Here is a 24,789-nt window from a genome sequence, read left to right as displayed (position 1 = left end):
ACGAGGCTTTGCTCGAAATCGCTTGCTGCATCATATGCTGGCGACACCTGCAAAAGTCATTCTGTTAACGCCTCTTACTACTCATGACCATCATCGGCAGTTCGGCCCTCTCTAGCCCGGGCATCCGTCACGGCCGTCCACGTCTTCGCCTGCGATGAAAGCGTACCTTTGCGGGCACACTTCCTCGCTTTCAACGATTCGGCGAGCGGAGAAAACATTCGGTTTGACCCCTTCGTGATTTCAGCGGAGGAAAATGCCGGCTCGGCGGAGTAATCCTTGCCCGATGACACTCGCGATGCTTCGCTCACCGCCGCGGCTGAAAGCTTTTAGTTTCGGAACGGTGTACTCGATGACCTAACTCGTGTTGCCAGGTCGGGACGGCCTAAATGCTCAAGCATGCGACAGATCGCCATTTTGGAGAGTGCGTTTGCGAGTGAAGGTCCGAGAATTATGCTCTCGACAAGGTTCTCCAGAGAGACGTTCGCATCCACTGCACCGGGAAGCGGCTCGAATTTCAGCTTGAGCTTGGGGTGAACACCACTATGGGTTACAAGGTATGAGAGGCAATCAGTCAACTTTTTCTGATAATCGTGGTGGCGCAGGTAGACGGCTCTCCACTCGCGCTCCTCATCGAATCCGTTGTGTTTCGTGAACAGAGCGAACGTAAGCATCCGTTCGACAGAAAAATAGGCGGCCAGTCGGAGTTCTTCATCGTCTAGCTCGTTCCCGCGTAACGCATCTGCGACTCGGCTCAACAGCTCATCTATCCACACGATGCGCTCGTCATTACTTCCGTACCGAACGCGCCCGATCTGGATCGGAGATTCTTGAATGAAGTTCAATTTCGACGGATCAAAAACTATCGCAGCTCCGCCGCCGTTCGCGCCATATCCACGCCACATTGAAAGTAGTCCGTCTGAGTTCCCTCGTTCGTGGGCACAGAAGCACAGGACGTAGATGTCAAATGCGCCTCCTTGCTCTAATCCGTCATAAGCGTCTTCAACGAGTTTTGAGAACGCTTCATATTGCTCTGCCTTGGAGAACGCGTTTGCAATCGCTTCGTTCTGGCGGAACCTCTCGCGACTTTGCCGCATGCCGAACCTCAGCTCATCTAGGTCGTTCATGAAAAGCGGATTTGAAAACCACATCTCGTTGTTCTTTACAATTGATTCCAACACCGGAAGAGAGCAATAGTGCGCCAACAGAGGCATCTTGTCAGGTGACGGCGTTTCTTCTTGTGCCTCACGCCAAAGCGGGGCGAACAACCCTGTTATCCGGATTACTTTTTCGTTCATGGCTTGAGCGGCTATCTTTGATGTTGAGCATTTTAACCGGTGTGTCTCACCCCGCCGTTTCTCGCATCAAAATTGCGTCATTTCACAACCGCATTTCTTGCTTGAGTGGGCCCCCAGAGCGCGGCTTGACGCGATCCTGGCCATGCATCAAGAGTTGGGAGACAAGGAGCGACCAGGCGCGGAGCAACACCTGCATAGCCGGCTGGCCTCGAAATGGTCGATGTCATGCGGGCCGTACTCTGCAGCAGCTTTTCTATCCGCTGCTTTTAGAATGGCTGGAGTTGGCCAAACCCCGTCGGATGTCTGGCGGGCGAGCTTCGGCCTTTGCGAACGTTCGTGCATCGGCTTGGGTCAGGCGGCTGAGCGCGGCTTTCCGGCCGTTCGCACGTCAGCCTGTCTCGAATGACCGGTCACGCTGTCCCCCAATGCGAACTCGCGACCCGCAAGAGACGATCGCACCGGTCCGGCTCAATGGCCGTTTGCTAAGCTACTGCGGCCATCTGTGCGTCGACAACCATCTGTCCGACGGATCAACCGAAATTGTCTATGTCTCCCGATCAAGCGGTCCATCGTGAGTGAGGTGCGTGCGGCGGGCTATCCACCCTCGGGACCACGGGGTTAGCGCCAACGCGCTCAACCCGCCATCGCTGGTTTCAACTTCGCGCGAAGACGTTGCTCTGCTTCCTTGACGAACCTCAACCGTACAACGAGTATGCCGGCGGCGACGAGCGTCAGGCTCACGAAGCCCAACCCCGCGTAGATGGAACCTGTCGAGTCTTTTAGCGCACCAAACGCAACCGGGCCAACGAAGCCACCCAGGTTGGCAATTGAATTGATCGCTGCAAGGCCAACGGCCGGCGAGGAACCCGTCAAGAAAAGTGACGGCATCGCCCAGAAAGGGCCATACGGTGCATAGATGGCAGCGGTGATGACGATGAGCAGCGCAACGGAAACCCAAATATTGCCCGCCGAAAGCGCCATCAAAACGAGGGCAGCACCCGCAACCAAGAGCGGCAACGCAGCGTGGCACCGTCGCTCGCCAGTCCTGTCCGAGCACCGGGCCCACCACACCATCAAGACGGTCGCCACTGCGTAAGGCAGGCCGTTCACGAAGCCCACTGCGGTGCTGCTGAGCTCTTGTCCCAAGCCCTTGACGATTTGAGGGGAATAGAACGCGAGCACATACCCGCAACAGACTTGGCGTAATAGATAAATGCGAGCAGCCAAATGCGCGCGCCACCCAGACTCCTCCAGAACGATACGTCTCCATGTTGCTTGACCTTCGCGGCAGCCTCAGCTTCGAGGACGCCTACCAGCCAGGTCTTCTCTTCTTCGCTCAACCATCTGGCATCGCGCGGATGGTCGACAAAGATGCGCAGCGCGAGGAACCCGAGAAGCACTGCAGGCAGTCCTTCAAGGATGAACACCCAACGCCAGGAAGCGATGCCATTCCAATGGACGTGGTCGAGGATGATGCCGGACAGCGGGCCTGCGATAAGCGTCGCAATCGGTAATGCGATCATGAAGAGCGCCACCACCCGAGCACGCTGCCGCTCCGGAAACCAATACGTCAAATACAGCAGCACGCATGGGAAAAATCCCGCCTCGGCGATGCCCAGAATCGTCCGAATGACGGCAAGCTGCACCTAGCTCTGCACGAAACCCGTGCAGGCGGCGACCGCGCCGTAGGTGGACTAGTTGCGCGCAATCCTTGACAAGAGAATCAGACATAAATATTCTGATGTCAGTTATTTACTATGACGTTGAATCAAATATATGATCCAAACTCTCTCGCCGGCACAGGTGCGTGCTGCACGGGCGCTCTTGGGCTGGTCGCAGCAGGATTTAGCCAAGCAAGCGCGGGTTGCCGCGTCAACTATCGCTGATTTCGAGCGCGGTCAGCGTACGCCGATAGCGAACAACTCGGATGCGATCCGATCGGCGTTAGAGTCAGCAGGCGTGGCTTTCTTCGGCGGCGGCGCACTCTTCGAAATGCCGCCCGCCGCACCGGCACTCATACCTACAGGGCAGCCGATACGCTGGATCGAAGCATCTGACTTGGGAGACTGGGCGGACCGGCGGGATGGCCAAGCCGCAATGCCGGAACTGCTGAGCAGGCTTATCTCTGCGACGTGCAGCAACGCCGCACAGCTTCGATTTCCTGCCGGAGATAGTGTCCAGTATTCGGGCTGGGATGGAACGTGCGTTGCGACTGTCGCCGTTGAACCGGTCCCGCATGGTGCGTCAGCTTGGGAAGTCGGCTCGCAAAGAAACGGCATCAAGGCGAAGGCCGACGAAGACTATGACAAAAGAACAACTGATCCGGGCGCCGTTTCTCTCAAGGACGCGACCTACGTTTTTGTGACGCCACGGCGTTGGCCAGGCAAGGATCAATGGGCGGCCAAACGCAAGGCTGAGGGCTCGTGGGCGGATGTAAAAGCCTTGGATGCTGACGACCTCGTCCACTGGATAGACAGTTACCCCGCCGTCGCCTATTGGCTTGCAACCCGGCTTCGCAAGCGACCGGCAGGCATCGGTGCGTTGGAGGACGTATGGACCGAATGGTCATTGGCGACGGCCCCCCCGCTTACTGCCGATCTAGTACTCGCCGGTCGCGACGAAGAGGCCGCACACGCACTGCGTTGGTTGCGGGCTGCCCCTTCCGTGCTGTCCGTTCAAGCCGAATCCACCGAAGAAGCGCTCGCATTCTTCCATTCGGCCATCATGGAGTTGCCGCCTCAGTACGCGACGATCTACCTCTCTCGCGCACTCGTGGCGGCAAACGAAGACGTTGCCCGCATCCTTGGTGACGCGGCATCTCCATTGATCATCGCGCTGCGCGCTGCCGATGCGGGATTGGCTCAACTCCTTGCTGCGAGAGGACATCACGTATTCCTTGCGCTTGGTCCAGACTCAGGCCAAACAGCAAACGTGCTCGTGCTCAGCCGTCCACGCCGCGATTTCATCAGCGAGGCGCTATGCGGCATGGGTTTCGAACGTGGAGAGGCTGATCGACTGTCTGGAGACTCAGCGCGGAGCCTCGCCGTTATCCGTCGATTAATCCCTTCTGCGCCTGGTCGACTACCGAGGTGGGCTCAAAGCGTACCTAACCGCGCGTTGGTGGCTGCCATACTTGCCGGGGGTTGGGATGAAAGCGTACCGGCGGATTGCGCCTTACTAGGGAGCCTGTCGGGACTCACGTACAATGATGTGGCAAGGGACTTGGCACCCTTGACCAACGTCCTCGACGGTCCGTTGCGCAAGTCGGGCAATGCCTGGCGAGTCGCGTCGCGGCGCGATGCCTGGTTGTTGCTAGCGCCGTTCCTCACAGACGGCGACGTTGATGGCTTTCTTTATCTGTTCGCAAAGGTCTTTAACGAGCGCGATCCCCAGTTCGCCCTCAGTAGCAACGAGCGATTCTTCGCATCAACGCAAAATAATCGACTACCTCATTCGCGGCTCCTACGGCAGAGCATGGCGGAAACGCTCATTCTTATGGCGACGCTGGCGAATAATGCGAAGAACGTAACACGTTGCGAGCCCAAGGTCGGCTTTGCGATCGAGAAGCTCCTTCGAAACTCAGACGCTGCCCTATGGTGGACGCTGGACGCGGAATCGCCGAGATTGGCGGAAGCTGCCCCCAGAGAGTTCTTGCGAGCGCTAGACGATGCTTTGGGCGAGTCACCGTCACCTATAGTCGAGTTGTTCGACGAAGACGACAATCCTCTGTTCTCAAGTCATCATGTAAATGGGTTGCTTTGGGCGCTGGAAAAGCTTGCTTGGTCGCCGACCTTGCTTGGCACAGTGGCCTATGTTCTTTCAGACTTAGCCGTCCTTGATCCTGGGGGGCGGCAAGGCAACAGGCCGGAAAGGAGCCTGCGCGCGATTTTTCTGCTGTGGTCGCCGCAAACTTTCGCGTCGCTGGATGAGCGCCTGCGTATATTGGATCGTCTTCGTACGTCTAGGCCTGATGTAGCTTGGAAACTGATGCTATCGATCTCGCCTCGGTCGTACGACACATCCTTCCCGACTTCCCTACCTCAGTGGAGGGACTTCGGTGTTGACGGCGGGCAACCGATCACACATGAACTGGTAGCTCGCGGTGCGGACGAGATCGCGACTCGTTTGCTGGAAGATGTCCGATACAGCGTACAGCGCTGGATTCAACTCATCGAAACCATGGCTAGCTTTCCCGGGCGTCGTCGCGCCGATTTGCGTCGGCTATTGCTCGCGTCTTTGCCACATATCGACAAACCAGAGGATCGCGCGCTATTGCGCGATACGATTCGCAAATTCTTAAATCATCATCGCAGTTTCCCTGACGCGGAATGGTCATTGCCCGAGCAGGAGTTGAACGATTTTCAAGAAGCATACGAATACCTGGAACCGACCGATCCGATCGATCGCGTCGTCTGGGCATTTGCACCCGGGTGCGGGTTGCCTCAACCGCCAGCGGGCGGAGATTGGCAGGCCGCGGAAAAAGCCATCAAGGACTACCGAGTTGGGGCTATAAGACAATTGGTGGATCGGGATGGTGTCGATGCAGTTATGACGCTCGCCCGTCGGTCTGAATCGCCCGGCTGGGTGGCGGAGGCTGTCGTGATCGCTGCGTTGCCCGACCAATTGCAACTGGATCTGGTCAAAAAAGGCTTACGCAGCGAGAACGACCGCGAACGAAGACTTGCACGAGCCATGATCGCCGGGCGCAGCGGGCAAATTGGCGATGCCTGGTCTGACTACCTACTCGAGACGGCAACGGTAGAGGGATGGGAGCCGAATGCGGTCCTACGGACACTGCATGCGCTACCGGGCGTTCGACGCACTTGGGAAGCCGCAAGCGCCGTCGGGCCGGAGATGGCTCGAAGCTACTGGCAAGGTGTGACAACGTGGACGATCTCTGGCTCTCCCGAGGACTTCGCATTTGCGGCTGAGCAACTGATCAATGAGCGCCGTGCGAGGGATGCCGTTCATTTCTTTGCTCAGCACCTGAAAGTCGGGTTTCCTCCAGCTTTGATCATTCGCGCGTTGTTCGCAGCCGTCGAAGAAAGCAAAGATGCGGACGCAGCAGATTCAAATGAAGCCACGATGTTTGGCTACCACGTCACACAGTTGCTCAATTGGTTGGATTCGATAGATTCGACGGACCGCTCAACCATTGCTCGTATTGAGTGGGCCTACTTTGCTCTGCTCCAATACTCTGAGCGTCGGCCCAAAGAGTTGCAGAAGGCCCTAGCTACCGATCCCAGCTTCTTCATGTTGCTACTGAAGACGATTTACGCGCCTTCTCCTGACAGCGGCATAAAGGAGCCGGAATACAAGGACACGGAGCAAGCTGCGAATATCGCGTCTCACGCTTGGAACGTTTTGCATGACTGGGACCACGTTCCAGGAGCGAACGAAGCCGGCGAAATTGATGCTGTAGCGCTGCAATCATGGATCAAGACGGTGCGAATACTCTGCTCGGAGAGCGGTCGTCGGGAGGTCGGCGATGAACGCATAGGCAACATCCTGGCTGCGTCGAAGCCAGATGCGGACGGAATGTGGCCGCCGAAAGCAGTACGCGAAGTCATCGAAGCCACGCGGAGCAAAGAGCTTGAAAATGGAATCGTCTTGGGAGTAGTGAACCGTCTGGGTGTGACCACGCGCGGGATATACGACGGAGGAGAACAGGAACGTGCGCTGGAAGCGAAGTATAGACGTGCATATGAGGCCCTTAGCGAATGGCCTCGAACAGCCGCGGTACTAGACGAACTCGCTCGCAATTTTGCGGCAGATGCCGAGCGTGAAGACCAGCGCGTAGAGCGCCGTCAATGGCAGTAATGTTAAATAACGTCGAACAACGCTCTTTGTCGACTTCCAGGCATGCGATAAAACGAGGCTCACAATGACGAAAAATAGAGCGCTTATGTATCCCCGCGACGCCGCGGGCAGCTTCAAGGTCCCCGCAACAAAAGATGGAGCCATTCAACGCCTCGTGCCGCTTGGGGACCATATGGAGATCTATACGCCGGAGGAGACATTCAGGATGCAGACACCTGAATCGATCGACCCTGGTCGGACGAATCCGAACACTATGTTCGTCAACGTTAAGATTGCCGATGTCGGGTCTTCGTCGCCGTTCGTCGCGCGCACGCTTCTTATGGCGCATGACATGCTTAAGGACCGCACGATACTGCAGGACGACGAACGCCGACTCACAGCGCTCAAACTTGTGCACCGGATCAAGGCTTCACTCCTGCACTGCGACCGCGCTTCGGATGAACTGATCCGGTTGGTGAACGCGCAATGCGAAAATTTTGAGCAGACCGAGCAAGCGGCCAGTTCCCGCACTTACACGAACTTCCCAATCGTCCCCGATCTCGACGCGAAGGTGACGGCATTCCTGATTCCCGCGCGTCGCGTCATCACAGATATCTGCCAGATCCCTCAATTTTTCTGGAAACTCAGTGGGACGCACAGCAGTCTGGACTATCTGCTTGACAAAGAGATTGCACCCTTGTTGGGTGAAGACCATCACATGGTGCAATGGTTTCGAAAAATGATTCCCGGCATCACACGCATCGTTAATTTTCGCAACGGACAGGAGCACGCGGGCACGACAAAAGGGTTATCGCTAGTGACCAGGAATTTCGAAATGCTGCCGACAAACGAGGTCCATATTCCCGTTTGGCATCTCGAAGGCGAACGACCGAGCCCGATTGCAGAAGAAATGCCGCGCATGGTCAATCTACTCTTACACTTCGCAGAGACAATGCTCGTCGCGTGCGTCGATGCCAACTTGCCGACCTTTCCACCGATGATTGTGCAACCGATCGAGAAACCCGACCCGCTGTGCCCGATCTGCTACGAGCTGATTATCGACGCTAGTCGCCTCTCATTTCCTGAATCCGGCGATCGCCAAACCGAGCCTCACAAGTCTCGAAAATCACAATGAAGCGTGAAGGCGAGTAGCCACTATGTATAACGCATTATTCTGGCGCCCTTATTTTCAGAGGGTGTTCAAGTCGCACCTTGAGCGCACGCTCCAGGTGCTCGAGCAGCGACTGCTTCCTACGTTTGATGGGATTGAAGCTGAAGCAACCGCACTTGAGGAGAAGACATATAGCGACTTGGTCGCGATGCCGTTTGATCCCGACTTCGTCGACGAATCCATGGTCGCTGAATGGGCGTTTGATGCCGGCTATGCTCACTACTCCGGGATGGAAGCCGTCAGGCAATCGCTCGTCAATTCGTTTGCGCCAATGCTCTATCACACGTGGGAGCAACAGCTGCTGGCGTTTCATCGCAAGGAAGTTTTACATCCCAGAGAAGAACATGACAGGGAGAACCTTAAATTGTCTGTTCTACGCAAGCGATTGGCGACCAACGGTATTGACGTTACCCAGCTATCAACTTGGACGCTCATTGACCAGTTGCGATTAGTGGCAAACACAGTGAAGCACGCGGATGGCGATTCTGCCGATGCGGTGAAGAGACAACGCCCTGAGTTTTTCGAACCGCATCATGCGAATGAAGCGCTCTCCCGTACACCATTCTCCTATGCCCCGCGCGTTTATCGACCGATGTCCGGCGAGGATCTTTACCTCACAATACTAGACATTCAAGCGTATGGCCGGGCGACGATCGATTTCTGGGACCAATTTGCGAATGCTCTAGAGCAAGCGTAGGAGGCCCGCAAGGTTCGCAGAACGCCCATTCGCATTGAAGCCCAGCGACCCTACCTGCTCATAGACACAGATTATTAATGAAAAGAAAAGCTTTTGGCACCTGTGCATTAACGGGAAAATCAGGTCAATATGACCTGCCTGATTTCTCCGGACCGTTTCAATCTTGAAGAACGGCGTTGGCTGCTTCAATTGAACAATACCGCTGCTTGAACTCGTTGGGTGTTAGATAGGCCAAGCTCGAATGCGGTCGAATGGCATTGTAGTGGCGCCGCCATTGCTCGATTGCGACCTTGGCTTCGACGCGCGTCCGAAACCATTCCAGGCTCAGACATTCGTCCCGGAACTTGCCGTTGAAGCTCGCCTTGTCGATCCAAAAAGATCTGGATGCGACGGTAACCGTAGCGCGGGTACTGCGCCGACAGGACACGCATCGCCGCCAACACCGGCGCGTCACGCTCGGCCAACTTCGACTGGTAATGCAACGCCGACCTCGCGACTGACATCAGCGCGCACGCACGCCGCTGCGACAGGCCTCGCGCTTTCGCGTAGGCAACCTGCAGGCGGCGAGCGGGCACGCTCACCATTTTTTGCGTTGATCTCCCTCATTACATCGAGTTCGAGATCACGCTCTGCCACCATCTTCTTCAGTCGCGCGTTTTCCTGCTCAAGCTGCTTAAGGCGCTTCACGTCGGCCGCCTCCATCCCGCCGAAATGCTGACGCCAGTTAATGGTATGGACTGCTCCGGCAGGCGTATCGTGGCTGCTGGCGTTCCCGTTAATAGGAGTGTCGTCATGGACCCCATTCGATTTCTTGCCATCGATCTAGCGAAGAATGTTTTCCAAGTGCACGGCGTAGATGCCGCAGGCAAGCTTGTGCTGCGGCGCCGTGTCGGCCGCGCCCAACTGATGGATCTGGTTCTTCGACTTTCGCCATGCACTATCGGGATGGAAGCCTGCGCAAGCGCCCATCATTGGGCGCGACAGTTCCAGCAGCAAGGTCACGTAGTGAAGCTCATCAGCCCGCAATTCGTGAAGCCCTTCGTGAAGGGCAACAAGAACGACGGCAACGATGCCGAGGCGATCTGCGAGGCGTTGCAGCGACCATCAATGCGCTTCGTGCCGATCAAGTCAGTTGCGCAACAGGATGTGCAGAGCCTTCACCGTGCGCGTAGTCGCCTTGTCAATAACCGGACAGGGCTCGTAAGTCAGATGCGCGGCATTCTTGCCGAGCGAGGCATCGTCTTCGCGCAATCGATCACGCGCGCCCGTCGGGAGATTCCAGCTGTCGTTGCCGACACCTCAAACGCCTTGACACCGCTAGCCCGTGAGATGCTCGCCGATCTGATGGATCAGTTGCGTGAGCTGGACAAACGTATCGCCGGCTTTGACCGGCGTATCGACATGGTGTTCAGAGCCAGTGAAACCTGTCAGCGTATCGCGCAGATTGAAGGCGTTGGGCCCAAGACCGCTACCGCCATCGTTGCTGCAGTTTCCGATCCAAAGGATTTCAAGAACGGCCGTCACTTTGCGGCATGGCTCGGCCTCGTTCCACGCCAGAGCTCAAGCGGAGACCGGACTCATCTCCTCGGTATTAGTAGGCGAGGCGACCGCCATCTTCGGACTTTGCTGATACACGGTGCGCGCGCGGTACTTCGAACCGCGCCAACCAAGCACGACAAGAAACACGCGTGGGTTATGGCATTGCAGGCCAGGCGAGGCGCCAATCGCGCAATCGTTGCGATCGCTAACAAGACGGCCCGCGTGATCTGGTCGATGCTCGCAACCGGCCAGTCGTATCAGAGAGCAGTGTAGTTTCCGACGCCACCAACGATGCGCTGACAAATTGACGAATGGCACTCCGGTCGATCCGGCGAGCAGGGAAGCCGCTCCCACAAGAGCAGCTCCACGCTCGCTTTCCTTTTAGTTCCGTAAGAAATTCACCGAAGTACCGCAAGTCTCGTTCGTCCATTACGCCCGCTGCCTAGATAAGATGCGAATCACCAAATGTGTCGGCGGGAGCGGTGTCCTGTTCTGGCCCAGTAAGGCCTAGAAGATCGATGATCGCATCGATCAATCCGCCGTCAACGTCTGACATGTGCTCGTTCAAAATGCTTACGAAGAGGTCGTACACGTCGCTGTCGGTGATAATCCATCCAATCTGTGTATTCCCGATAGCCGCTTCGAACAGCCGCGTAGCGTCATCTTTCGTGAGAAGGCGCCGGAAGGGCATGAGCTGTGCGACGGCTAAGTGCGTTTCAGCAAACGCTACGCTTTCGCAGAGCCTCTTGAGAGCGGCGTCTTTCTGCGCGATCAATGCCTGTTGCTGAGGGTCTACGTTGACCGCTTCCTCAGCGTTGCCTGCCCGATCCTGTGCCTCAACCACGTTTTCATCGACAATCGCTTCGGCGGCATGAGGCGGCGGTTGCACTGGATTCTGATCGGCGGCGGCGATGATTTCTACGACCACGCCTTGAACTGCGGGTTGCAGAAGTAGCTTCTTGTAGTGCTCAACGACTGACTTGATGGTCGTGAAGATGTAAAGGCTTGCGCCGTCTTTCTTTTGCGCCCATTCACTGGCGAGAAAGGCCATCGGGCGGACAACAGACTTGTCGATGCTACTCAGTGGTGAGGCAAAGTCACCATCCTTCGAGACGATGAAAAGGTCATCGTTCGGAAGATACTTAAGCAGGATTTCCCAGTTGTAGCGATCGCCGAGGCTATCAGGCTTGCCTGGAGGGTTGCCCTTGTTCATTCGCGCGATGGCGATTTCGTAGGAATCCGCGTCCTCGGGATGGCGCGTGGCTTTTTCGAAGAGTGCTGCGATCTTCTTATCTACGTTAAGCTCGCGCTCGTGCGCCAGACCTGTTACGTTTGCGATGAGTGCTTTCTTAGCAATCTGGGCATTCTTCAAGGCCTGTTCGTATTGGACGGCCGTCTCCGTTCCCTTCATCACATTCGGGATACTCATCGGAAACTGGGAGTTCTTGAAATCGAGAACCGCCGTTCGTAGCTTCGATTCGCGATTTCGCTCGAATTCGTTTTCTACCTGCGCAGGCAAATGGAGGGCAATCTGGTCGCCACCGATGTGCGCGATCAACTCATCGATCACCTCAAGCTCGTCATCCGAGAATGAGTAGAAGTTGAGCAAAATATTGGTATCAATAAACAGGTTCAGCTTGGTCATGACCTTGTCGTATTCGAGAAATACCTATGCGATACGTTGGAAATTGCGGGATATCACTGATTTGTCGCCGCTACACTTCATCGCAACTCGCAGTAGCGGCTCCCTTGGGCAAGACGGAAGATTCCTGATCTATCGGCCGTTTTAGCTAAAACTTGAGCCTCAGTTCAGCATAGTTATGGGCGATCCATGCTGGTACCGCCTCCGACTGTCCATTCAGCGCGGAGCCACGCCGAGCTTGTTCAGAACACCCTCGACGTGAGGCGAAAAGATAAGCGAATCTAGGTTTTCTCCGCTAGAAGGCGGCGGCTGTTGCCGTCCGGTGTCTTCTGGTCGAACGTATGCGGTCCTTCATGGACGCCCTAGCAATGGACGAGTGATTCTCTGATGCTACCTGTCCACGTGGACAGCTGGGATGAGAGTACATGACAGAAGATCGAGATTTGCGTAGCCGTCTGGTAGTCGGCGCGAAGCGGGATGGTCGCCGGGAATACGATCCGCAAGCCCGCGAGGAACTGTTCCAGTTGTGCATGACGTCCGGCGTTTCGATAGCGCGTACGGCGATGGAATACGGTTTGAACCCGAATCTGTCGCGCGAGTGGATCACGCGCTATCAGAAGACACATGCGGCGCAGAATTCGGCGGAGAAGGAACTGAGGTCAGTAGAGAGGGCATCGCTTGATGTTACGCCGCCGGCCTTGCGACCTCACGCGTCCGACGTGTCATCACCATTTGTACCGGTCGTTCCGGGGGCTGTGACGGTTGAACCAGCGGTGTCCGCACGCGCACCATCGATCGCGGTTGCCTTGCACATACGTTTGCCCAACGGTGTTGAGTTCGACATCGCAGAGGCGACCATCGACGAGCTGACCACCGTGGTCCAGATGCTCGGGAGGATGCCGTGTTCCGGTTCGACGATAATGTGAAGGTCTACCTGCACCGCGATCCTGTCGACTTCCGCTACGGCATGAACAGTCTGTCGATTCTCGTCGAGCAGCCGATGCGCCTAAATCCGATGGACACGTCGCTTTACATCTTCGGAAACCGACGTCGTGGCCGAATAAAGATGCCGCGCGCATGAGGCAGCCGTTTTTTATCCGGTCGGGCAGTGCCTGATTTTTTGGAGCAGCACTAAGAGTTGAACGGCTTGTCCAAGGGCCCTCGCAAGTTATACTAGGCTCCGATCGAAATGAGAGCGGGAAGCAAAAATGAGTGTGCCGGAATCAACCGCGGTGTCAATGATAGCAGCCGCAGCGAGCGGTGTACCAGAGCCTGTGAAGGCGTCATTGTTCAAAGCGATCTCTGATTTGCTCGGCGGACTTGTCTCCGTGCCAGCGGCAAAGCTAAGGCAATACACTCAAGCAATCGAAGACACTACTGCCGCACGGTCCATGGTTGCGGGTGTCCTTGCAAAGGCTGCGGTCGATGACTCCGGCGCCGACCCCGAGTTGTTGAAGATCGCTGCCGAAGTGTATCTGCCAACTATTGTGCGGAAGGCGAAAAATCGACTAAGCATCGCCAAGAGCGCTGCGGAGCATTTGGGCACATCGGCAGTAAATGCCAGCGAAGAAGAAACGGCGGCGCCGGACGACGACTGGATGAACAGGTTCATGCGGTTTGCCGAGGATGCGTCGTCCGAACGTCTCCAGGACTTGTTTGGTCGGATTCTCGCTGGCCAGATCTTGCGTCCGGGGGCGTTCGGATTCGCCACCCTTCGGACATTGAGCGAGCTTGATCAAGGGATCGCCAACGACTTCACAGAAGCATGGTCCAAAAGTGTCGGAGACGCAGTCGATTACAGTCCAGAGTGGCAGCGGGGCGACGGTTTCTCGAGATGGAAGCGTCTGGCGGAGGCCGGTTTAATGGCGCCTGCGTCAAGCATACAATTCCTACCGCCGTTCAAGGCTGTTATGGACGGGGCTGCATTATGGTCGCCAATGACGGCAGATGGCATTGCATTGTGTGTGCATTTCCAGGAGGGATCGACATCGACATGGGACCATATCGCTTTCACCCGTGTGGGCAGGGAACTCGGGACCATCCTTCAGAAACCTTATTATGAACAAAACATTCGGCAGGCGGCGCATCGGCTGCCACGGCACGGACTAACTCGAATTGATTTGCTCCGGCCTAATGTGGGTTCCGAAACCATCTGGCACTTGCATCTGTAGGCTTACCTGGAGGTAACGAAGCGGTCCGCAATCAGGCGGGCGAAGGACCGTCCTCCGGCGGAAGCTTACTCAACTTATTTCCGAATTCGGCCACGAGCCGACAGTCGAGGCCGCCATCAATCGCATCCCACGTTAAATCTGCATATGAGCCCGGACGATTTCATCAATACAGTGGAAAGATACTCGGCCGAACTGAGCGCCATGCTAGATCGGTTCAAAAAGAATGAAACCGGAATCAACATGGCCAAGGGGGACGAGGGCCGCTACAGGGAGATTGGCGTTGAACTGACCGACTTGTTCAGGGACGAACTGGTGGACGGCGTTCATGCGCAGATGGCCGCTAATCGTTTCAACGAGAGCATCCGCACTTACACGGGATCCCCCTCCTATCGCGGCGTAGAGAACCTACGAGGCGTAGCCAACGCAGTGATCGCCCGAGTGAACCGAAGTCCCGCGTGTCTAAGGAGCGCCCAGATTTCCTCAGGCGCGACCACCGCGCCCGAGCGTGTGGAGGCTCTGTACCGGATAGGAGAGCGATTCCATTTAGTTGCCAAACAGTTGCGAGTTCGGCGCCAAGACCGTGCTACCTTGGATATCGTCGACGAATATGACGTGCAGGACCTTTTTCATGCACTTCTCCGAATCAGTTTTGACGACGTACGTCCCGAGGAATGGACCCCTAGCTATGCTGGCGGCGCATCGCGAGTTGATTTCCTCCTCCCGGAAATCGAGGCAGTTGTGGAAATCAAAAAATCCCGACCTGGATTAAGTGCGAGGGAACTGGGAGAACAGCTTATTGTGGACATCGCAAAATACAAGAAACATCCGAACTGTCGTACTCTTTTCTGCTTTGTCTACGACCCGGACGGCCGGATTGCTAACCCGAGAGGAATCGAGAGCGATCTGAACGCGACCCAAGACGAACTAACGGTCAGAGTTCTCATCGCTCCATGAGGGTACTCCTAGTCTCGGATCACGCCTCCGTTTTGTACAACTAGGCACCATCTGAATAAGCAGACTATCCCAGTCTCGGTCGCGCGATCCGCACACGCGGTGCGCTTGCGCATAGAGGTCGACGATGCACTCGAGATCTCCGAGCAAACCGAGATCTAAAAGAGCCCGCGGCCGTGCGACAGGCCGTTGGTCGCTGCGGCCGCCTCGCGCTTTTCGCGCACCACTCCTTTCGCGCATGAAGCGACATACATCGTCGTTGGCGTCTAGCCTTCGGACAACTGCTTCTTAGCTTCTTACTGGAGTACTGGCATTTCTCATAGAGGGTCGTCGTCGCGCAGTCAGAGCGGTCGACGGGGCAGCTATAGCGCTGTTCAAACGTTCAAACGCTAAACTTGCATAGAAGAATCGCCGCACGAGCGTCGAGAGCGCTGGGCTGATCGGAAAACTGAGTACCTTCGCGTGACGCAAAGCGGGACCGCCACTGCCAGTTGTCTATGTTCGGGTTTTCCTGAGTGCGGGTTCGCTAACGGCTTCGTGAAGCGAGTCAGAGAACAATCGACGCCGGTCCATCTCTAAACGTGAAAATCTCGTTCGGTTCAATGTCACCCGCATCGGTAGGCGAATGCCAGTTTTGTCGAACTTTGAATTTTACAATAAACAATAACCATGTTCGTCGTTTTGGTGTCTGGAAAATCTGAAGCATCGATTTCACGGATTCTCCCGATCCTTGAATGACGGCAATGGCCGAACTGCTTGCCTCTTCGATATCCATAGAGATGCGCGAAGCCGCTTCGTCCAAAGCGCGATGCTACGTTATCGAAGGCGTCAGCCCTTGCTACACTTCTAACGCCCGCTTCCTATCCTCCTGAGCGTTCGATCAAGGGGCGATGGCGAACGATTCTCGCTAGATGGCTCTACGACGATTCTCTGCGTATGCTTGGCCTGGTGTTGAACTAACTTCTCGGCCCTGTCGAGGCGAATGGCGGACCGAAGCGAGAGCCATGCAGAAGGAAGGAAGACTAGCAGCGTGACCCCAGTAACAAAGAGCATATCACTAGGATCGCGGAACAATACCCGTGAAAAAACAAAGGGAAAGAAGCCCGAAAAAGAGAGGGCCGCGTACGCGGCTAGGAACCAATATTTCCGAACACGCCGCGCAACAATAGACTCATATTTCTCTTTGAATTGAACCTGCAGGTTGCCTTGCTGCGGCAAGTGCCGCAGATATTGGCGACCGAGAGTGTAATCCCTTAGCGCACGTGACGCGCCTTGAAGGGAAAGCAAGTATTCAATTTCGTCCGCGCTGAGCCGGGTGTCACCAGCGATCGCTTGGTAGCCCTTCTCACGCATGAAAGGGTGCATCGCAGGAACCTTGTCTTGGTCGAGCAAGAATTCCTTCGCGAAACGATACTCTTCTCGCAGCCTGCCGGGTTGGCTTGTCAAAAGATCGTAGATGAGGCGGCCGGCTCCTATCAGGCCGATCACGAAGCCTCCGATCTTAACCGCAATATCAATGTTCACGAGTTTGCTAGGAGAGTTTCAACAAACCGACTATCGGCAACCTCAAAAGAAACTTTAGGACTTTGCACATTGGCCGCCGCGGCTGCGTTGAGCGGCGGCAGCGCGCCCCGTTGCGAACATTCCGTCTTGTTGGACTCAATGTCAGCAAAGGCCGAACTGCGGCAGCGGCCCGCCCGAAGCGAATGTCCGATGTACTACGGAAGCCGACATACAGATCCCGCCATTTCGAAGGGCTGATGTGGGTCGGCTACGGCCGACCACGTCACGCGATAGTCGGCCCAATCGCAACGGCTTACACAACGAGCACAGTGGCAACGCGAAAGCCATCGATCAAAGAAATCTCTCCATCTGCCGATAACCATGCCTAGAGACGGCCGACCACGGGTCAGCCTTGGCCGCACGCAGACGCGTCGATTGCCAACGGCGCCCGCGCCGGCGTGGCGTCCTTTCTGCTGTCACGAGCAGGAGGGGCCGTTTGGTGGCTGATAAGGCCGTAAGAGTGAAGGCACTGGGGCAGGGTTAATGAGACGACTGACGTTTAAGGCAAAATTGTTGTGCGCGGTGGCGTTTACCGTCGTGGGTCTGGTGGCAGTGGCGATTGTCGGGGCGATTCAGGAACGGTCGATTCTGGTGGAGCAAAGGCGCGTCGCGATGGCGGAACAGGTCGACGCCGCGCTTAGCGTGATCAACAACTACGCCAAGGAGAGTGAAAGCGGCCACATGTCGGCCGAGAGCGCTCAAGCCGCCGCACTCGCGCATCTCCGGATGATCCGATTCGGCAAAAGCGGCTACTTCGCCATTGTCGATTCCGAGCCGAAGCTGGTGCTGATGCCCGTCAATACGAGCATGGAAGGCAAGCACGCGGATTTCGTCGATCCGAACGGGAAGCATCTCGTGCAGGAGATTCTGCAGCACGCGCGCGACGGCACGTACCTCACCTACTACATGTGGCCGCGCCCCGGTTCCGACACGCGCCCGGTGCCGAAGATGACGTTCGGCAAGCAGACTGCATGGGGATGGACGGTCTACACGGGCGATTACATCGACGATATCGACGTCCAGTTCCGGGCGATTCTGATTCGGTCACTGGCGATCGTCATCGCGATCGCGGCGGCGCTCGTCGCGGGAATGAGCCTGCTGATGCGTAGCGTGCTTCGAACGATCGGCGGAGATCCCGCATACGTCGCGCAGGTCTGCGAACGCATTGCTGAAGGCGATATCAGTGAACGTGTCGTGCTGTCGGGGAACGACTCGTCGAGCCTGCTCTATTCGATGCGTACCATGCAGACACGACTGGCCGAAGCGATCCGGCAGATTCATAGCAGTGCCGACGCGATTACGTCCGCCTCGCGCGAGATCGCGGACGGCAACATGGATCTTTCGTCACGCACCGAAGAGCAGGCGGCATCGCTTGCCGAGACTGCGTCGAGCATGGAAGAGCTGACGTCGACCGTGCGCCAAAACGCCGACAATGCGCAAAAAGCCAGCCAGTTGATGGCAAAAGCGTCGCTGACCGTGCAGGAGGGCGGCAAGGTCGTCTCGGGCGTCATCGGGACCATGAGCGACATTGCCGCGAGTTCGGCACGGACCAAGGACATCATCGGCGTTATCGAAGGCATTGCGTTTCAGACGAACATCCTGGCGCTGAACGCGGCAGTCGAGGCCGCGCGCGCGGGCGATCATGGGCGAGGCTTCGCAGTCGTCGCCTCCGAGGTGCGCAACCTTGCACAACGATCCGCGGCGGCAGCCAAGGACGTAAAGACGTTGATCGACAGTTCGGGCGAACGGGTGACCGTGGGCGAGACGTACGCGCGTCAAGCCGGCGAAACCATGGACGCGATGTTGCGTGAGGTGTCGCAAGTGACGTCGATCATGGAGGAAATCTCGGCTGCGTCGTCGGAGCAGAGCCGCGGCATCGAGCATGCCGGAGTCGCCGTGTCCCAAATGGACGCCGTGACACAGCAAAACGCCGCGTTGGTCGAACAGTCGACCGCCGCCACGCGAGCGCTTGCTGACCAGGCCGTCGGGTTGCGGCAAGCCGTGAGCGCCTTCACGGTTTGATGGCTGCGCCGCGTGTCTTTGCCGGTCACGCGTGAGATTTCAGAGGTCGGGGAGAGTGACGCAACGCGAGAAGAATCAGATCGAGCGCCAGCGAGGCCGAGATCGACGCTGATCCTCGATACATCGAGCTGGTTGCGTTCCACCGACTATGGTCGTTTCACGCGTCGGATGGTGGAGTCGCGGCTGTGTGCGCGGAAATAGCCGGCATTCAGCACTCGCGCTACAGGGTCGCCCGGGCGACCGGCTCTGTACGACAGTGGACAGACAGGCACCCCGGCTCGATTCCGCTCTACGGCAAGGTGCTTACAGGACGCCCTTTTTGATCAGTTCGATGAATTCGCGAGTCTGCGCAACGTGCGCCTTCATTGTCTCTCGAGCGTCCAGCATGATAGCGAGCAGTCTTCGCGCTTCATCGGTCGATAAACCTTTCTCGTCCAAACGCAGCAAGTGCCCCTCTTGGTTGTCGATTCGTTGGTTCGCTTCCGCCAGGTGCGCCAGAGCCTTGCCCAGTTGAACTTCTTCGTATTCCAGATCCATGTTTGTCTCTCCATAGGGTGATGCGATGCACGGCGCCAGGTCGGCTGGGGTGCGATATCGTCTCCGCCTGCACTGCCGCGGTTCGCGCACTGGCGGCCTACGCACACCTCTTGCGTCCGCATCGCCAGCACATCGACGCGCATGCGCGATCGCGATCCGCTCACGCTTATGAACGGCGCGCCGCCGCGCTCAGAAATGCAATCAGCAACGGATGCGGTGCGCCATCGCGCGACGACAGTTCGGGATGCCCCTGCATGCCCGCAAAGAACGGATGCTTATCGGCCTCGATGGCATCGGCGATCGAGCCGCTCTCATCGTGCGCGCTGACGGTCACGCCAAGCGTCGCGAGCGGCGCTTCGAGCGCCGGATTGAGCCTGTAGCGATGATTGCAGAGAATGCTCCCCTGCGGGCCGAGCATGGCCTCCATACGTGATCCCGGCACCAGGCTGATCGGCCGCAAGCCCAAGCGATGCAACAACACGCCGTCCTCGCCGACATGAATCGGCTCGAAGCTGGCGACGCGCGCATCCGGCTGCGCTTCCTTCATGCCGATCTCATCGCTCTTCAACGCGAGCCGCGCGATGGCCGTCGCCATTGACTGCATGCCGAGACTCAAACCCACGACCGGAATCGACGCCAGCCAGCCGAAACGCGCGGCCTCGATCTGTCCCGCCACGCGTGCCATGTCGGCGCCGCCCGGCAAAAGAATGCCGTGTGCATCGGCGAGCAAAGTTTCTGCGTTGTCGCGGTCGATGTCCTGCGCCGCGACGAAGCGCACATCGAGATCGAAGCCGAGCGCATCGGCGGCGTCACCGAGGGCGGCGAGCGTCGCGGGGTATTGCTGATGCTGGTCGCACTCACGACCTGTCAGCGCAATCGTCATGGACGGTCCGCTCGCGCGCGATGCGGCTTCTTCCGTGGATCGCCATCTGCCATAGCGATCCCGATGCGCTTGCAAAACCACGCCCGAACCATCTTCGACGAGCTGTGCGCTATCGGCTTCATGAACGACGCGCAACATCTCCACGTCTTCGGCGCATTGCGTAGGAAACGCATCGAACGATTGCACGAGGAGCACGATATCGCGCGTGCGCGCCAGCGCAAAAAGCTCATGGCATGGTTCGGCCATATCGGGCAGGCCCGTGCGCGTGCGCCAGATCAGACCGCTCGCGACCAACCGTCCATCCGCCGTGACGTGCTGATGTGCATCGGGAAACCGCTCTTCGTCGAAATGCACGCCTGCAGAGCGGAGTTCGGCATTCAAAGTTTGGGCGAACAGCGCGGGAAGGGCGCCGAATTGCGCCGGCTCGGGGGTAGCGTCTTCGATGAGATAGAGCATGGAAGGCCATCCGATAAGAAGAAAACCCCGCGACACGGCACACGTGTCGCGGGCATGGCGTCTGTCGTTGAGGCGCTTCGGGCCGCGGCGACAGCAGGTGTCAACGCCGCATATGCGGTCCCGATGCGTCGGCGCAGGATACGCGATCCGCACAGGGCTCTGCACGCCGGGAAGCGCCGCTTCCAGCCGTGACGCATGTGTTTGCAGGTGTCGTCGGCCGTCACGAGCACATGTTCGCGTTCGAGCGGGACGTCGACGAGCGCGCGCGGCCTCGGTTCGATGGCGAACCTTGCACTGCGTCGAGCATGTGATGTCGTGATCGATATGACGGCGCGAACGTCTGTACCGATCCCACCCGTGTCATTATCGACGACGCGGTACTACCAAAAACTATCCGACTCTGAACGCATCCGTCGACGTCTTCAGCCTTCCAGCCTGCTCGGTCAGCGAATGCGCCGCCGCCGCGGCCTGCTCGACGAGCGCCGCGTTCTCCTGCGTGAGACTGTCCATCTGCGTAACGGCGAGATTGACCTGCTCGATGCCCGCGCTCTGCTCGGCCGTCGCCGCCGCGATTTCCTGCATGACGCCCGTCACGCTCGCTATCGCGTCGCGCGCCTCCTGGATGGTGCTGCCGGTGCGCTCGACGAGACTTGCGCCGTTGCCTACCTTGTCGACCGCGCGACTGATCATTTGCCGCACTTCCTTCGCGGCGCTCGCGCTGCGATGTGCGAGCGTGCGCACTTCGCCCGCGACGACCGAGAAGCCGCGACCTTGTTCGCCCGCGCGCGCCGCTTCGACGGCTGCATTCAGCGCGAGGATGTTGGTCTGGAATGCGATGCTCTCGATTACCTCGATCACCTCGACCATCTTCCGCGACTCGACAGAGATGTCGTGCATCGTCGTCACGGCTTCGCCGACCATCGCGCTGCCCTTGTTCGCAATCTGCGCGGCGCTTTCGGCCAGTTCGCGGGCGGTGCGCGCGTTCTCGGCGGTCTGCCGGACCATCGACGTCATCTCTTCCATGCTCGCCGCCGTCTGCTGCAACGACGCTGCCTGATTCTCGGTACGAGACGACAGGTCCGCGTTACCGCTCGCGATTTCGCGCGCGCCCGTCGCGACGTGATCGGCGGCATGCTTGATCGCACGAATCGTGTCCGTCAGCGTGTCGCGCATGCGGCGCATTTCGCGCATCAGGCTCTGTTCGTCGTTCATGTGCGTGTCGATCGCGACGGTCAGATCGCCGATGGCAATCGCGTTCGCGACATCCGCCGCGTAGCCTGGATCACCGCCGATCGTGCGCTGGATGCTGCGGGTCGTCACGGCGACGATCGCCGCGAGCACGAGCGCGATGCCGACGAACACCGCGCCGATCAGATACAGCGAGCGTATGAACGCGGCGTCGATATCGTCCACATACGCGCCCGTCGCGATGATCCAGTCCCACGGCGCAAAGCGCACCACGTAGCCGATCTTGCCGACGGCTTTGGCCGGTCCGTCCGCGTTGTCGCTGCGCGCGTGCGGAAACACATAGTCGACGAAGCCGCCCTCCGGCGACTGCGCAACCTTCGCGAAGGCCACGTAATGGTGACGGCCATCGGCGTCGGCGGTGCCGGCGAGGTCCTTGCCGTTGGTCGTCGGCTTGATCGGATGCATGACCATGCGCGGCGACGAGTCGATCACGAGGAAGTAGCCGTCCTCGCCGTAGCGGATATCGCGCAGCCGTTCGAGCGCCTGCTTGCGCGCGTCTTCTTCGCTCAGCTTGCCGCTCTGCGCGAGCGCCGCATATTCCTGTACCAGCGACAGGCCGACATGCCCGACGTTGACCAGATCGTTCTTGCGTTCCTCGATACGCGTCTCGCGCGACAAATAGGCAGCCGACACCGACACCAGCAACAACGCGAACAGGCTGATGACGAGTGGCAACCACAGCTTCTGCGTGAAACTCAGCTTCAACATTCGGGTGCCTCGCGAAGTGGGCGATTAATGACGTGGTCTCAAGTCGCAATATCGGCAAGTTTGGGCTACGTTGTGTAGAGATAAACCCTGCTGTATCCGCAGCCGGGGGCTGAGTCGCATCGTTACGGTCGATATCGAGCGGCAACGTCTCTTAAGCCGGTAGACGTTCGTGCATGGGCTGGATTTGCGGGCAGGGGCGCCTTCGTGCGCTGTAGTGCCAATCGGTCAGCGCGAGCGAAAGACAGCTGATTTGTCGCTGCGTCGGCGTACGGAAAGCACTAGCGTCCGAATAGCCGGCGTAGTGGTATCTCCGAGGCGCAGTTTCGAAAGGGTAGATCGGCCTTTTCGAATGCGATGTATCAACTCGTTCTCGGAGATCGTAACGGAGGCATTCTGAAAGCGTTGAAGCCGAGCAGCGCATTGAACCTGAACTTGGTATTGCGACGATCAACGAGATACGCTCGGCATGGCCGACCGAGCAATTTAAACTCACTTTGAATTGGAGTGCCCATTCAAGGGCGACCACGCTCGCCTGAGTCAATTGCTCTCCAACTGCTCGTCGTCGCAATAGCGTGTGAGCGCCTCCCATCGGTTCAGCGCATAAAGGATCGCACGACTTATGTCCGATTTGCACGAGAGCGTCTCGAGCGTCGAGGTGGGCCACACGCGAAGGTCATCAAGTAGCGGCCGCGCACGCTCCTGGCGATACATACTGCGCACGTCGGGCGGCTTGCCGCTGATCGTTTCCTCAATCCAATACAGCGCACCAATACGTTCGAGCGCCTCAGTGTTCAAAGCATTGGGGCGCGCTGCGTGCAATTCGTAGAACTGTCGCCGGGCGTGCGCTCAACAAGCCGCCTCGGCGACATGCCCCGTTTCGTGGATGGCCTGATAGCCGCCATACGCGTCGGCCTGCAGCGTACCGCTGAACGACTCAAGGTGCTGCCATGGATGGATGCCCTTGCGATCCGGCGTATAGGCGAACCACACCGCCGACGGCGTCATGTCGGCCGATGCACGATCATCGCGTGCATACATCCACAGGCGACCGGTCTTCGTTTTGCCGTTGCCCGGTGCAAGCGTCATGTGATGTCGGCGACGAAGCTGCACGCCGACGAATCCGGGGCTTGGTCCATGTGACGACATCTTCCCGCTCGGTCGAGGCGCATCGCGTGGCGAGTAGTGACGCAATGACAAGCACGAATCCAGAACGAACACTCATGCGCGGCGTTTTGACGAGTCGCGGTACCGATGCGCTTTTTGCTGCCCTTTGGTGCATGCGCGAGAACATCGGTTCATGGACGAGGGCAACTCGCTCACCCGCGGTCGAATCGCCCGCAGCGGAAGGCGCGCCCGGACGAGGTCGTTCGACTTGGATTTCGTAAGCTTCGGTTGAAGGTAGCCGCCCGGTTCGCGCATGGCTTCAGTCTCCGCGTCTTCGATCACTAATTCAGTGTTTTCACCTTCTCGCCCAAATTACCTGCTGAGAGTTTCAACTGCCTGTAACAGGCTTTACGTTTGAGAGAGTCCGGTGTATGCATTTCACGGCATCTAGAAACTCTGTCGAAGCCTAGTGAAAGGCATCGACGCGGAAGTTTCGGCACAGCTAATTTAGGCATCCGTATAGAGACAAACAGTCACCGAAGCACCAAATTTCAGAGAGCTAATAATTGTCGAGCATTTAGGCCATCGAATGAACGTACGCACCGTTATTTGGATTTGCCTTCACCTTCTCGTCGCCTATCATGTTTCAGACGACGTACGGAGGCGGACATGAGTGAACAAAGAATAGCCAATGTTGTTGCGGCGTTCATGCTAGTCATACTTGCTGCGTGCGGCGGAGGCGGTTCATCGTCAACCGGCTCCACGTCATCGACAGGAAGCGGAAGTTCAGGGTCTACACCGAGCGGCGCTTCCGCACCAAGCGGCGCGTCAACGCCGGCTTCCACGAGCACCGCAGCGTGGAGTGGCATTCAGCAGGACAGTGCGCCGTACGACTATCTTGCGGCGGCTGAGGACAGCCCTCCGCTCAATACGGCCTCAAGTTCGGGGTTCGCTCTCACCACGGACCAGCAGGGCAATGTGATAATTGGCGGGTCCACCGATG

At 57.8% G+C, this 24,789-nt stretch carries 18 protein-coding genes and 2 pseudogenes; 9 read left to right on the top strand and 11 right to left on the bottom strand.

The window, feature by feature from the left end:
* Positions 1-326 precede the first annotated feature (326 nt).
* The 3 genes from NCR39_RS23485 to NCR39_RS23475 form a co-directional block, all read right to left on the bottom strand.
* Complete coding sequence (locus NCR39_RS23485) at positions 327-1,295, bottom strand: DUF2971 domain-containing protein (protein WP_250454487.1); 969 nt, start codon at positions 1,293-1,295, stop codon at positions 327-329.
* A 633-nt stretch (positions 1,296-1,928) separates the two neighbouring features.
* Positions 1,929-2,477 (bottom strand): MFS transporter, encoded by a 549-nt coding sequence (locus tag NCR39_RS23480; RefSeq protein WP_350029692.1) that lies wholly within the window; start codon positions 2,475-2,477, stop codon positions 1,929-1,931.
* A complete protein-coding gene (locus NCR39_RS23475; protein WP_250454485.1) occupies positions 2,402-2,941 on the bottom strand; it encodes an MFS transporter in 540 nt (179 codons plus the stop codon). Before NCR39_RS23475 ends, NCR39_RS23480 begins: the two co-directional genes overlap by 76 nt.
* Before the next feature lie 130 nt (positions 2,942-3,071).
* Here NCR39_RS23475 and NCR39_RS23470 point away from each other — a divergent pair, with 130 nt between their 5' ends.
* From NCR39_RS23470 to NCR39_RS23460, 3 genes are all read left to right on the top strand, one after another.
* A complete protein-coding gene (locus NCR39_RS23470; protein WP_250454484.1) occupies positions 3,072-7,115 on the top strand; it encodes a helix-turn-helix domain-containing protein in 4,044 nt (1,347 codons plus the stop codon).
* Between the two features lie 85 nt (positions 7,116-7,200).
* Positions 7,201-8,229 (top strand): hypothetical protein, encoded by a 1,029-nt coding sequence (locus tag NCR39_RS23465; protein WP_250454483.1) that lies wholly within the window; start codon positions 7,201-7,203, stop codon positions 8,227-8,229.
* Positions 8,230-8,251: 22 nt separating this feature from the next.
* A complete protein-coding gene (locus tag NCR39_RS23460; protein ID WP_250454482.1) occupies positions 8,252-8,962 on the top strand; it encodes a hypothetical protein in 711 nt (236 codons plus the stop codon).
* A gap of 157 nt (positions 8,963-9,119) precedes the next feature.
* Here the strand turns inward: NCR39_RS23460 and NCR39_RS23455 are convergent.
* Positions 9,120-9,784 (bottom strand): annotated as a pseudogene (locus NCR39_RS23455) (integrase core domain-containing protein).
* Between NCR39_RS23455 and NCR39_RS23450 the strand changes: the two are divergent.
* Positions 9,755-10,774, top strand: coding sequence for an IS110 family RNA-guided transposase (locus tag NCR39_RS23450; protein ID WP_250454481.1), 1,020 nt, complete (start codon positions 9,755-9,757; stop codon positions 10,772-10,774). The pseudogene NCR39_RS23455 and the gene NCR39_RS23450 overlap by 30 nt on opposite strands.
* 169 nt (positions 10,775-10,943) lie before the next feature.
* On the opposite strand, the gene NCR39_RS23445 is transcribed toward NCR39_RS23450, so the two are convergent.
* The gene (locus tag NCR39_RS23445) at positions 10,944-12,146 is read right to left on the bottom strand and encodes a PIN domain-containing protein (RefSeq protein ID WP_250454480.1); all 1,203 of its coding nucleotides are present in this window, start codon (positions 12,144-12,146) and stop codon (positions 10,944-10,946) included.
* Between the two features lie 422 nt (positions 12,147-12,568).
* Here NCR39_RS23445 and NCR39_RS23440 point away from each other — a divergent pair, with 422 nt between their 5' ends.
* From NCR39_RS23440 to NCR39_RS23425, 4 genes are all read left to right on the top strand, one after another.
* Complete coding sequence (locus tag NCR39_RS23440) at positions 12,569-13,069, top strand: transposase (RefSeq protein ID WP_250454479.1); 501 nt, start codon at positions 12,569-12,571, stop codon at positions 13,067-13,069.
* Positions 13,045-13,224 (top strand): IS66 family insertion sequence element accessory protein TnpB, encoded by a 180-nt coding sequence (gene tnpB, locus NCR39_RS23435; RefSeq protein WP_250454478.1) that lies wholly within the window; start codon positions 13,045-13,047, stop codon positions 13,222-13,224. The genes NCR39_RS23440 and tnpB overlap by 25 nt, the downstream gene beginning before the upstream one ends.
* A gap of 127 nt (positions 13,225-13,351) precedes the next feature.
* A complete protein-coding gene (locus NCR39_RS23430) occupies positions 13,352-14,314 on the top strand; it encodes a DUF2806 domain-containing protein (protein WP_250454477.1) in 963 nt (320 codons plus the stop codon).
* A 144-nt stretch (positions 14,315-14,458) separates the two neighbouring features.
* A complete protein-coding gene (locus tag NCR39_RS23425; RefSeq protein WP_250454476.1) occupies positions 14,459-15,268 on the top strand; it encodes a PD-(D/E)XK nuclease domain-containing protein in 810 nt (269 codons plus the stop codon).
* Positions 15,269-15,812: 544 nt separating this feature from the next.
* Here NCR39_RS23425 and NCR39_RS23420 read toward each other — a convergent pair.
* Positions 15,813-16,067: a hypothetical protein gene (locus NCR39_RS23420; RefSeq protein WP_250454475.1), complete on the bottom strand. Its 255-nt coding sequence runs from the start codon at positions 16,065-16,067 to the stop codon at positions 15,813-15,815.
* Between the two features lie 44 nt (positions 16,068-16,111).
* Positions 16,112-16,789 (bottom strand): hypothetical protein, encoded by a 678-nt coding sequence (locus NCR39_RS23415; RefSeq protein WP_250454474.1) that lies wholly within the window; start codon positions 16,787-16,789, stop codon positions 16,112-16,114.
* 522 nt (positions 16,790-17,311) lie between these two features.
* On the opposite strand from NCR39_RS23415, the gene NCR39_RS23410 reads away from it, so the two are divergent.
* On the top strand, positions 17,312-18,850 hold the full coding sequence (locus tag NCR39_RS23410) for a methyl-accepting chemotaxis protein (protein ID WP_350029691.1): 1,539 nt from the start codon (positions 17,312-17,314) through the stop codon (positions 18,848-18,850).
* A gap of 303 nt (positions 18,851-19,153) precedes the next feature.
* Here the strand turns inward: NCR39_RS23410 and NCR39_RS23405 are convergent, their stop codons facing one another.
* From NCR39_RS23405 to NCR39_RS23390, 4 genes and pseudogenes are all read right to left on the bottom strand, one after another.
* Positions 19,154-19,387, bottom strand: coding sequence for a hypothetical protein (locus tag NCR39_RS23405; RefSeq protein WP_250454472.1), 234 nt, complete (start codon positions 19,385-19,387; stop codon positions 19,154-19,156).
* Positions 19,388-19,553: 166 nt separating this feature from the next.
* Positions 19,554-20,726, bottom strand: a complete 1,173-nt coding sequence (locus tag NCR39_RS23400) for a glutamine amidotransferase-related protein (protein ID WP_250454471.1) — start codon at positions 20,724-20,726, stop codon at positions 19,554-19,556.
* 390 nt (positions 20,727-21,116) lie between these two features.
* Positions 21,117-22,682 (bottom strand): methyl-accepting chemotaxis protein, encoded by a 1,566-nt coding sequence (locus tag NCR39_RS23395; RefSeq protein WP_250454470.1) that lies wholly within the window; start codon positions 22,680-22,682, stop codon positions 21,117-21,119.
* Between the two features lie 558 nt (positions 22,683-23,240).
* A pseudogene (locus NCR39_RS23390) lies at positions 23,241-23,762 on the bottom strand (IS66 family transposase); the annotation flags it as partial.
* Positions 23,763-24,789: the final 1,027 nt, after the last annotated feature.

Source organism: Caballeronia sp. ATUFL_M2_KS44, assembly GCF_023630965.1.
Taxonomy (GTDB): domain Bacteria; phylum Pseudomonadota; class Gammaproteobacteria; order Burkholderiales; family Burkholderiaceae; genus Caballeronia; species Caballeronia concitans.
Note: the sequence above shows the minus strand (reverse complement) of the source record. Positions and strands in the feature narration are given on the sequence as shown.

Excerpts from the sequence above, each read along its gene's own strand:
- NCR39_RS23395 (WP_250454470.1), bottom strand. The coding sequence starts at position 22,682 with ATGTTGAAGCTGAGTTTCACGCAGAAGCTGTGGTTGCCACTCGTCATC.
- NCR39_RS23485 (WP_250454487.1), bottom strand. The coding sequence starts at position 1,295 with ATGAACGAAAAAGTAATCCGGATAACAGGGTTGTTCGCCCCGCTTTGG.
- NCR39_RS23445 (WP_250454480.1), bottom strand. The coding sequence starts at position 12,146 with ATGACCAAGCTGAACCTGTTTATTGATACCAATATTTTGCTCAACTTC.
- NCR39_RS23425 (WP_250454476.1), top strand. The coding sequence starts at position 14,459 with ATGAGCCCGGACGATTTCATCAATACAGTGGAAAGATACTCGGCCGAA.
- NCR39_RS23460 (WP_250454482.1), top strand. The coding sequence starts at position 8,252 with ATGTATAACGCATTATTCTGGCGCCCTTATTTTCAGAGGGTGTTCAAG.
- NCR39_RS23450 (WP_250454481.1), top strand. The coding sequence starts at position 9,755 with ATGGACCCCATTCGATTTCTTGCCATCGATCTAGCGAAGAATGTTTTC.
- NCR39_RS23400 (WP_250454471.1), bottom strand. The coding sequence starts at position 20,726 with ATGCTCTATCTCATCGAAGACGCTACCCCCGAGCCGGCGCAATTCGGC.
- NCR39_RS23430 (WP_250454477.1), top strand. The coding sequence starts at position 13,352 with ATGAGTGTGCCGGAATCAACCGCGGTGTCAATGATAGCAGCCGCAGCG.
- NCR39_RS23405 (WP_250454472.1), bottom strand. The coding sequence starts at position 19,387 with ATGGATCTGGAATACGAAGAAGTTCAACTGGGCAAGGCTCTGGCGCAC.
- NCR39_RS23465 (WP_250454483.1), top strand. The coding sequence starts at position 7,201 with ATGTATCCCCGCGACGCCGCGGGCAGCTTCAAGGTCCCCGCAACAAAA.
- NCR39_RS23410 (WP_350029691.1), top strand. The coding sequence starts at position 17,312 with ATGAGACGACTGACGTTTAAGGCAAAATTGTTGTGCGCGGTGGCGTTT.
- NCR39_RS23440 (WP_250454479.1), top strand. The coding sequence starts at position 12,569 with ATGACAGAAGATCGAGATTTGCGTAGCCGTCTGGTAGTCGGCGCGAAG.
- NCR39_RS23470 (WP_250454484.1), top strand. The coding sequence starts at position 3,072 with ATGATCCAAACTCTCTCGCCGGCACAGGTGCGTGCTGCACGGGCGCTC.